The organism is Breznakia blatticola (assembly GCF_004365815.1).
Lineage (GTDB): Bacteria > Bacillota_I > Bacilli_A > Erysipelotrichales > Erysipelotrichaceae > Breznakia > Breznakia blatticola.
The window spans coordinates 21728-30757 of sequence record NZ_SODD01000029.1; the positions used below are offsets into that span (position 1 = coordinate 21728).

Below are 9030 nucleotides of genomic sequence, written 5' to 3' on the forward strand. Positions count from 1 at the left end.
ACAGAGGTGATAACATATGAATTTAGAGACATTAAGAAACAACTATGAAACTTACAAAAACAAGGTTGCTGCATATGGACTTGCACAAAATTCCATTCATTTTGATTTAGCAACTAGTGCACCAGAAGATGGAAAACCATATCTTGGAGAAATGAGTTCTATCCTATCTGGAGAAATTTTCAGTTACATTACAGATGCACAAAATGTAAAGATGATTGAAGACTTGCGTGATACAACAGATGATCCATTAGAAAAACAAGAATGTGAACTGCGTTTACGCGATTTATACAATACTGTGAAAATACCAAAGGATATTTACATTGATTATCAACTAGAACTTGCCAAAAGCCAACGCATTTGGGAAGAAGCAAAAGAAACAAATAATTGGCCACTATTTAAAGATGAACTTGTGACTGTTATTAATAAAACAAAGAAATTACATGAATACTATAATATAGAAGGAAGCGTTTATGACTTTATGCTTGATCAATTCCAAATTGGAATGAATACAAAGAAATACGATGCCTTCTTCCAAACTATCAAAGATGAACTTGTTCCTTTTATTAAAAAGTTAAAGGAAACTACACAAATTGATGATGCTCCATTATTTGGATCATTTCCAAGTGAGAAGCAAGCACAATTTACAGAAATCTTAAAAGAAACATTAGCTATGGATCCTAAGAAAATCTACATTACCGAAAGTATCCATCCATTTACAAGTTTCTTTTCTAGCCAAGATGCACGATTCACAACACGATACCATGAAAATAGTTTAATGAGTGCAATCTTATCAACTATCCACGAATATGGACATGCACTATATGTATTGCAAGTAAATCCTGCATATGAAAGAACTACATTCTTTAGCTCTATTGGATTTGCCATGCATGAAAGTCAATCGCGTTTACTAGAAAACCATGTAGGGCGCGCAAAAGGATTCTGGCAATTAAATTATCCAAGTTTACAAGCATTATTTAATGATGATCTAAAAGATGTAACATTTGATGCGTTCATGAAAATGATCAACAAAGCAAATCCAAGTTTAATTCGAATTGAAGCCGATGAACTTACATACCCTTTACATATTCTCATTCGTTATGAACTTGAAAAGATGATTTTCAATGAAGATATTGATTTAGATAACCTGGATGTATTATGGGCTGATAAATATGAAGAGTATTTAGGTGTTCGCCCTAGCAATGCAAGTGAAGGTATCTTACAAGATATGCACTGGTCGGCTGCATACTTTGGATACTTCCCTACATATGCTTTAGGTAGTGCGTTTGCTGCACAGTTCTACAACCAAATGGACAAAGACTTTGATGTACAAGAAACAATTGCACAAGGTAACTTTACAAAAGTACAAGATTGGTTAGCTACAAATATTCACCAATATGGTGCAAGCAAAACAAGTGATGAAATTATCCAAGAAGTATGTGGTGAACCATTTGATGCACACTACTATACAGACTACTTAATCAAGAAATTTAGTAGGCTATATAATATATAAAAAAGGAGCGACACATGAGAAAGATTGAATTACGCGATTTCTTAGATTTTAAACATCTAAGTCAATTGAAAGTAAAAGATAAAAATGCGATCTATGTTGAAACAGTAATGAACGCTGATGACAACGTGTATGAAAGTGATCTTTATCAAATTAGTGAGATTACGATCAAAACTGAAGACAATACGTTGTATCACACAGGAGATAGCAAACGTAAACGTCTAACAAATTCCAAAGATGTTAGCAACTTCATCTACACAGATAAAGATACCATTCTATTTGCAAGTATGCGTGATCCTAAAGATAAAGAGCGCGCAAAAAACGGTGAAAGTTTCACAAGTTTTTATGAATTACACACAAAAGGTGGAGAAGCAATAAAAGCTTTTGAAATTCCTTTTCCAGTAAGCGATATTAAATTCATTGATAGTAATACATATATCGTAAACGTAAGTTATGACTTGCGTTATACACCTATGTTAGAAGATGGCAAAAAAGAAGAAGTAGCAAAAGCAAAGAATGCCAACAAAGACTGGGAAGAACTGACAAAAATCCCATTTGTTCAAAATGGTGGTGATTATATTGGTTATGCTGTATCACGTTTATATCTATATACACGCGACACAAACAAACTTACAGCAATCACTAACACATATGAAAATGCCTATATCTTAGATGTCTCTAAAGATAAAGAAAAAGTACTCTTCGCTACAAGCAAAGACGTCGCAAAACCAAGTATGAAAGAAGGCTTAAGTCAAGTAAACCTTAAAGACTTAAGTGTTGAAGAACTCGTGAAGGAAAGTGAATACAGTATTGCAACTGCATTCTATCGTAGTCATGACATCCTTGTTCTTGCCAATAAGGAAACACCTTACGGAATTAACGAGAACGTAAAATTCTTCAGCTATGCAAATGAAACAATGACCCTTCTTTCAAATCCAGATCGTGCATTTGGAAACAGTGTAGGAAGTGATGTTCGCTATGGTGGCGGATTCAACATGAAAATGTTGAACGATACACTGTATATTCTTTCTACAGAAACATGTACATGTAACTTATACAAGTTAACAGCAGACAATCACTTTGAACTGGTACTAGATGTTGATGGAAGTATTGATGCATTTGATACGGAAGATGGTCAAGATTTCTATTACATTGGACTTATTGAACAAAACTTACAAGAAATCTACAAAAATAAGAAAGCAATCACACACATCAACACAACGCTTGATGATGCATACGTTGCTACACCTGAAATCGTAACGTATAAAAATGAAGATTATGATATGGAAGGATATGTCTTATTACCAAAAGACTATGATCCTGCTAAATCATATCCTGCTATTTTAGATATTCATGGTGGTCCAAAAACCGTCTATGGAAAAGTGTATTACCATGAAATGCAAGTATGGGCTAACCAAGGGTATTTCGTCTTCTTTACAAACCCAAGAGGAAGTGATGGTCGTGGAAATGATTTCATGGATATCTTTGGTAAATATGGAACAATTGATTATGATGACTTAATGGTTTTCACAGATGAGGTACTAAAAAAATATCCTGCCATCGATACAAATCGTTTAGGTGTAACTGGTGGAAGTTATGGTGGGTTTATGACCAACTGGATTATTACTCACACGGATCGTTTCAAAGTTGCAGCAACCCAACGTTGTATTTCTAACTGGGTAAGTTTCTATGGAACAAGTGATATCGGTTTCTACTTTGCACCTGATCAAAACAAGGGAGATATCTTTAGTGATAAGGGAATTGCCAAACTATGGGAACACTCTCCACTAAAATATATCAGCAATGTAAAAACACCAACTTTGATTATTCACAGTGATAAAGATTACCGTTGTCCACTTGAACAAGCAGAACAATTATTTACTGCATTAAAAGTTCTTGGTGTAGAAAGTAAAATGGTTGTCTTCCACGGAGATAACCATGACTTATCACGTTCAGGAAAAATCCAAAGCCGCATAAAACGTCTATCTGAAATTACAGATTGGATGAATGCACATCTATAAACCTAGAGACCGCAAGGTCTCTTTTCATTTGTCTTACTAACTGTTTTATAAACATCGGCATATAATAAAACTAAGGATATTTATAAAATAAAGGAGGAATTATAAATGAAGAAACGTTATGAAGGTGATTGTACAACCATCCTTGTTGGAAAGAAAGCAAGCATTGATGGTTCAACTATGATTGCCCGTAATGAAGATGGACATGAAGCAATCGGTCCAAAACAATTTATTTTAGTAAAACCTGAGGATCAACCAAAACACTACAAAGCTATCTTAAGTAAATTGGAACTTGATTTACCAGATAACCCACTACCTTATACATGTATGCCCGATGCAACAAGAGAAAGAGGAATTTGGGGAGAAGCGGGAATCAATAGTAGAAATGTTGCAATGAGTGCAACCGAAACAATTACTACCAATGCCCGTATCTTAGCAGCTGACCCCTATGTTGAAAATGGCTTTGGTGAAGAAGATATTTTCACCTTAGTTCTACCATATATTCATAGTGCAAAAGAAGGAATCTTACGTATGGCGAAACTACTTGAAACGTATGGAACCTATGAACCAAATGGTATTGCCTTTAGTGATGCCGATGAAATATGGTGGATTGAAACCATCGGTGGACATAACTGGGCAGCTATTCGCGTACCTGATGATTCATATGTAGTAGCAAGTAATCGATTTGGAATTGATCAATTTGATTTTAATAGCCCAGATTGTATGTATTCTAAAGGTTTACCTAAACTTATTGATGACTACAAGTTAAATCCATTACCTAATGGACCACTAAACTTACGTAAAATATTTGGTAGTTATCTAACAAAAGATCACCACTACAACAACCCTCGGGTTTGGTATGTACAACGCTATTTCAATCCAAAGATTGAACAAGACCCACAAGATGGAGACATTCCATTTGTGCGTAAAGCAGATCAATTGATAACACCAGAAGATATCAAATTCTTACTGAGTTCGCATTATGAAGACACACCATTTGACCCATACGATTTAGCTAGTCCAAATCGTCGTTTATTCCGCCCAATTGGAATCAATCGAAACCACTGTGCCCATATACTACAAATTCGTAACGATGTGCCTAGTGAACTTGCTGGATTGCATTGGGTAGGATTTGGACCAAACAGTTTTAACAGTTTTGTTCCTTTCTATAGTAATATAAGTGAAACACCAACCCGCTACAAGGATACAACTGGAACTTGTGATATGAATAATATGTATTGGTTAAGTTGTAACCTCGCTTTATTAGGTGATGCAAATTATGACTTATACAAAGATAGTCATACAAAATATTTACTTGATGCGACTGCAAGTTATCGCAAACGCATTCAAGATGCAGATAAGGAAGCAATGAATATGGATGATGTTCAAGCATACTTAGAAACAGTGAATCGCGAACAATCTGAAGACTCTTATGATCGTGCAAATGCGCTACTTCAAGAAATGATGGAAGTAGGAACTACACACATGATTCTTCGCTATACACAAGGCGATTAAAACCTTCTTAATAACACACAAAAGCACACCGCGTGATGTGCTTTTTGTTTGTTATTAACTATGCTGTAATTATTTTATATCACTCAATAAATCATGATACGCTTCGTTTCCTTGTAAGAATTCAAAACTATCAATATCTCTAAAGTTTTCAATCAGCATATCTTTAACTTTCATTAAATGCTTTGCATCAATTTCTTTAAAGTTCATATGCTTGTATAATTTTCGCTTTGTAAATTGATCCATATGTGTGACACTATCCAACATTCCTTTCATGATTTCGATGCACTTTTGTTCATCCTTTTTCACGATAGCAAGTTCCAACTGACAAGATAGTTCATAGTATGTTCCCATTTCAAACACTTTAGCAAGTTCCACTTGTTTGTTTACATACACTTGTGCAAGATCATAATCCTTAGCTTCCATAGCAAGTATATATAAACCCTGAACATATGCATTTGTGCTTTGATACGATTGAAATACAAGTTCTTCTAGTTTGCGATATGCTTCATCTATTTCACCTGTTTTGGCACATAACTGAGCTTCTTTTCGTTTGCGTTCTAAAGGGTTGGATTCAAAGTATGATACATATTGTTTTGCCTTTTCGTAATTTTCTGTTTGATATGCATGTTGATACAACATATTTGCAGCTTGTTGCACAATTTCTAGGTTTGTACTTTGTAGTAATCCTTCTAAGTGCTCAAGTATGAAAGCAGTATACGACTCTACATCTTCATGTTGTAAAAGATACGAGTAAAAAACAATACAAACAAAAAGGATAAACTTTTCACTTCGTGGATACCTTTGAAATTGTTTTTGTATCCAATCGAAAATATCATTTAATTCGTCATCTTCCATCATCGTTTCTAATGTGCGAAGTAAATCACGAATTTCTATATCACTTAAATCCTCTTTATAGTCCAACAGTGTATCTATGTCAATTTCTAGTAATCTAGCGATTGGTGCCAAAAGTGTGATATCTGGTAAACTATGTCCATTTTCCCATTTGTTAACCGCAGGTGTACTAACACCTAATCGTTTTGCCATCTCTTCTTGTGTAAGACTTTTTTCTTTTCGATACGTTCGTTTAACTGTTCCTATATTCATAATATCCACCTTTACTACTTTTATCTTACACATCTGTACTTAATTACGCAATTTCCTATTTGTTAACTTTACATCAAATTTCTTAACTATTCGTTACATAGTTCTTTCACATTATAAAAAGCAACCGGCCTATTTGACTAGTTGCTTACTTGCTCTTCCATGTCCATAGTATATTGTATGAGCATGTGTATGCTTTATGCGTTTTACACTATCTTGCGCTTGTTGTTCATCTTCATAACACCACGTTGTACCTGGTATTGTAATATTTTGCATTGCATCACCAACAAATAGTTCCCCACTGGATAATACAACACCAATCGAACCTTGTGTATGTCCTTTTAATTCGATAATGTGACCATCAATATCTACTCCAAGTTCAGATAGACGCATTCCTTCTTTCAAAATAACATCTGGTACCATGCAATTTACATCATATTTTTGTACATTGTGGTTTGCTACCCATGTATACGCCTTCCCCCAAATCCCTTTACCGAAAAGTTTACGTTTTTCATTTGTTTTTATGAGTGAAACATCTTCACCACCTATACCTACCTTACAGTGAAGTTTATTTGCTAAGTAAGCAGCATTCTGACAATGATCAAAATGACCATGTGTCAATACAATGAATTTTACATTTGCTTTCTTACAACACGCCAATACTTTTTCCTTATATTTTTCTGTACCTGTATCTATTAGAATACTTCCGCTTTTGGCATATACAATATACACATTCGCTGTTCCACAGCTTACTTTTTCTATCTTCATACATTCCTCACCCTTCATTTCACTGAGAAATTATACCATATTTATATACGAGCTTAGTCTACTTTTTAAAACTAATCTTTCCATTACATATCTAACTTTTATCGTAAGCGTAAAACAATTAGCGCTACCTGAAAAGACTGAGGTGGCAGTATTTTGACGTTCAACCTCAGTCTTTTTTACGCTTAACTTGGACCCTAAACTTCCCATAAAAAGATAACTAAACAGCAAAAAGAAGCATATTACTCCCCAACTTTGTTAAGTCGTTGTGTATATGCTTCTACTTCTTTATTATCTATTCCAAATGGCTTTAGTATTTCCTTTTGCTTTTTCGTGATTCCATATCGTCTAATATATTCACTATTTATATTTCGGCTGACTTCTACTTTGTTCATTTCATTTATTATCGCTGGAATCGTATATTGTTTTCTATTTTTCTTACGTAGACCTTTTGTCTTCACATAGATATCATTTCTTACAATATTCGCTAGAAACGTCACAAACGTTTTCGCCTCAAGCGATACATCATCATGTACTCCAAATCCGTCATATCCTAAATTACTTTTCAAACTTCTAAATAGTTTTTCCACTGTATCTCTATCTCGATAAATTGTAAGAGCTTCTTCTGCACTCATTTCCTTTGAAGTGACCAAAACAAAATATCCCATTGCATCTATTTCTTTTTGTATTTTATCTGTCCTTTTCGTATATTTCTTTAAATATCCATTATCGTCATATGTAATTTTAAAACCCTTTTCAAATCGCTTTAAATCTTCTCTTTTGCTTAACATCGTTTTAGATGTTTTTTCTTCTAATTCTTTTTCCATTTTTTGATATACATTTAACAATCCCAACCTCTGATTATTTGCTTTCTCTCCATCATAATAAACATGCACATAATATTGATCTTCACTGTTTTTATATAGTTGCTTTTTTACTGTTTTCCCATATACACCATACGGTTCTATATAGTATGCTACTTTATCTGCTATTTTTAAACGATTCTCCTCGATTGCTTCTTTTATTGCTGTTTGATTTGTCTTCACCATCATGACCAAATCATACCCTTTTCTAGCTATATAACCTAGGTTGTCACTACTAAAATATCCTCTATCAAGAATTAATCCAATCCCTTCATATCCATATCCAATTGCTTTATCTACCATATATTTTAATTGACTATTATCATTAATACTTCCAGGATACTGTTCATAGTACAATGGTGTCCCTGTTTCTTGGTCAATTGCATAACTTAAATTCACTATTGGTACTTCATCATCTGCTTTTGCATGTCCAAACTCCGCAAGTTCGATACCTTCACTACATGTATTCATATTTGTGCTATCGTAGCTTATATATACAGTTTTCGCATGATTCATTTGGTTCCATGAATGTAGAAAAAATTCTCTATCTTTTAAAGAAATTCTTTCTTTAAACATTCTGCCAATTGTCGTATCACTATAGATCTTATCACTATATATTGGCACTCTACGCATTAGTGTTGGAAAGTATTGCATAACAGTAGATTCATTAATAATCATATATTGAATGAGATCCTTTATTAAAGGTGAATCATCCTCAAAGATTGAATCAATCAAATCACCAACTTCCAAACTTTGAAGTACCTTATCAATAATCATTGTATTACCGATAGACAACGTGTCTGAATGTTGCAAGGGTTCCAACAATTCAAACCATTCAGGAAAAAACTTACGAGCATTATCATTGGGAATCATAAGATTATCATCAATAGCTTTACCAATCGATACACGTTTATTTTGGTTGTGTTTTTTCTCTTTGATATAAACTTTTTTAGCAGTGATATACACATATCCATTTGGATAAACAATAGAACCTTCAGGTCTTTCAACCTTGATATTATCATAGAACATAGCGACCTCTTTTTTTAGTTATCTTTATAACTAAATTATATCATAAGTCAAGCAATAAAAAAAGCGGAAAAACATGAATATTCTCACATTTTTCGCGTTTTATTTATTATTAGTTATCTTTCTTTGGGAAGTTTAGGTTGGACAAAACATTCTCTAGGTAAACTTGGGTTTGTTGGCAACAGCCGCTCTACGCTAACACCAGGATCCCTTAGTGCACCTATCACATATGTTA

6 protein-coding genes are annotated in these 9030 nt (G+C 33.8%); 3 read left to right on the plus strand and 3 right to left on the minus strand.

What is annotated here, in order from left to right:
• Positions 1-16 precede the first annotated feature (16 nt).
• From EDD63_RS08065 to EDD63_RS08075, 3 genes are all read left to right on the plus strand, one after another.
• On the plus strand, positions 17-1510 hold the full coding sequence (locus EDD63_RS08065; RefSeq protein ID WP_134170265.1) for a carboxypeptidase M32: 1494 nt from the start codon (positions 17-19) through the stop codon (positions 1508-1510).
• A 14-nt stretch (positions 1511-1524) separates the two neighbouring features.
• On the plus strand, positions 1525-3528 hold the full coding sequence (locus EDD63_RS08070; RefSeq protein ID WP_134170267.1) for an alpha/beta hydrolase family protein: 2004 nt from the start codon (positions 1525-1527) through the stop codon (positions 3526-3528).
• A gap of 105 nt (positions 3529-3633) precedes the next feature.
• Entirely contained in the window at positions 3634-5040 is a 1407-nt protein-coding gene (locus EDD63_RS08075) for a C69 family dipeptidase (protein ID WP_134170269.1), read from the plus strand.
• A 69-nt stretch (positions 5041-5109) separates the two neighbouring features.
• Here the strand turns inward: EDD63_RS08075 and EDD63_RS08080 are convergent, their stop codons facing one another.
• The 3 genes from EDD63_RS08080 to EDD63_RS08090 form a co-directional block, all read right to left on the minus strand.
• The gene (locus EDD63_RS08080) at positions 5110-6144 is read right to left on the minus strand and encodes a helix-turn-helix domain-containing protein (RefSeq protein WP_166667588.1); all 1035 of its coding nucleotides are present in this window, start codon (positions 6142-6144) and stop codon (positions 5110-5112) included.
• A gap of 129 nt (positions 6145-6273) precedes the next feature.
• The gene (locus EDD63_RS08085) at positions 6274-6909 is read right to left on the minus strand and encodes an MBL fold metallo-hydrolase (RefSeq protein WP_166667589.1); all 636 of its coding nucleotides are present in this window, start codon (positions 6907-6909) and stop codon (positions 6274-6276) included.
• Positions 6910-7148: 239 nt separating this feature from the next.
• Positions 7149-8798: an IS1634 family transposase gene (locus tag EDD63_RS08090; RefSeq protein ID WP_134170275.1), complete on the minus strand. Its 1650-nt coding sequence runs from the start codon at positions 8796-8798 to the stop codon at positions 7149-7151.
• Positions 8799-9030: the final 232 nt, after the last annotated feature.